We start from the raw sequence: 1,334 nt of genomic DNA on the forward strand, positions 1-1,334 counted from the left end.
CAGCGCAACGTGCAAGGCACCAAAGCCGAGGCACGCAAGGAGCGCGACCGCATACGCCGGGAGCATGAGAGCGGGTTGGACGTAGACGCTAGCAAGGTCGCGTTCTCCGAGTTCGTGGAGGTGTGGCATCAGGCGAAGCTCACGGCGGGAACCGTTGCCCCGGACACGGCGGAGCGCAACCGCCGGTTAGTGATGGCCGCCGCCCCGTATATCGGGAAAATGCCGCTTCGTGAGATAGACGCTAGGACGATAGAGACGCTTTATGCCACCATACGAAAAGACAAGCTAGCAGCGGGTGGCTCGTTCGGTGGAACGACCATGCGAAAGCTGCACGTCATGCTGAAACAGCTCTTCAAGAAAGCTGTAGATTACGACATGATCTTGCGGAACCCATGCGACAGGGTGCTTGCCCCAAAAGAGGACGAGCCGGAGCGCAAAGCCCTGACGGTAAAGGAATGTTCGCGGCTGCTCGCATGCGTGGACAGGGCAGAGGCTGAGTGCTACGACGAACTGGCGGCCAAAGAATCACGGCAGATGGAACGCGGGAAGGCTTTCGGGCGCTCGTCGTTGCAAATGCTTACGCCGACGTGCTGCGTCGTGGCCGTGCGCATCGCCGTCGCCACAGGCATGCGACGAGGCGAGGTGTTCGGGCTTACGTGGGGAAGCGTTGCCCTGAACCAGCGGTGTATCGCCGTTAGTCAATCGCTCACAGTACGTGGCGAGGTGAAGAAGCCCAAAAGCAGGGCCGGGCTGCGCACGGTCAACATCGATGATGACACGGCATCGCATCTGGAGCATTGGAAGGCACGCCAGGCGGTCGAACTGTCCAAGATCGGTGTCAGGCAAGATAATACCACGCCGGTATGCTGTGCGAACACTGGTGGGTATATGAACCTCGATCATTTCGAGCGATGGTGGAGGCCGTGGAGGGCAGCCAATGGCTTCGAGGGCTTGAAGTTCCACGAGCTGCGTCATACTCAGGCAACCCAGCTTTTGGCTAACGGGGTGGATGTTAAGACGGTGCAGACGCGCATGGGCCACGCTAACGCGTCGATCACGCTGAACTGGTACTCGCATGCGGTTCCGGAGAACGACCGGAAAGCCGCCGACATGCTGGGCCGGTTGCTTGCCGACAGGCCAAGCGAGGAGCCGCGTATCATCGAGGTAAAAACGGCCTGATCGTTCCAGTTGTCCCCTGATTGTCCCCTGGGGGCTTGCGCGGAGGTCGAAACGAGAACAGGCCACCGGCGAAAAACAACCGATGGCCTGCTGATATTCGTGGTGGGCGATGAGGGATTTGAACCCCCGGCCTTGTCCTTGTAAGGGACCTGCGC

At 60.1% G+C, this 1,334-nt stretch carries 1 protein-coding gene; it reads left to right on the forward strand.

Annotated elements, in window-relative coordinates; genetic code table 11:
• Nucleotides 1-1,179 (forward strand): tyrosine-type recombinase/integrase (locus RR842_RS14710; RefSeq protein ID WP_332730316.1); only part of this gene is annotated, 1,179 nt, incomplete at its 5' end.
• Nucleotides 1,180-1,334: the final 155 nt, after the last annotated feature.

Source organism: Gordonibacter sp. (genome assembly GCF_036667095.1).
GTDB lineage: Bacteria > Actinomycetota > Coriobacteriia > Coriobacteriales > Eggerthellaceae > Gordonibacter.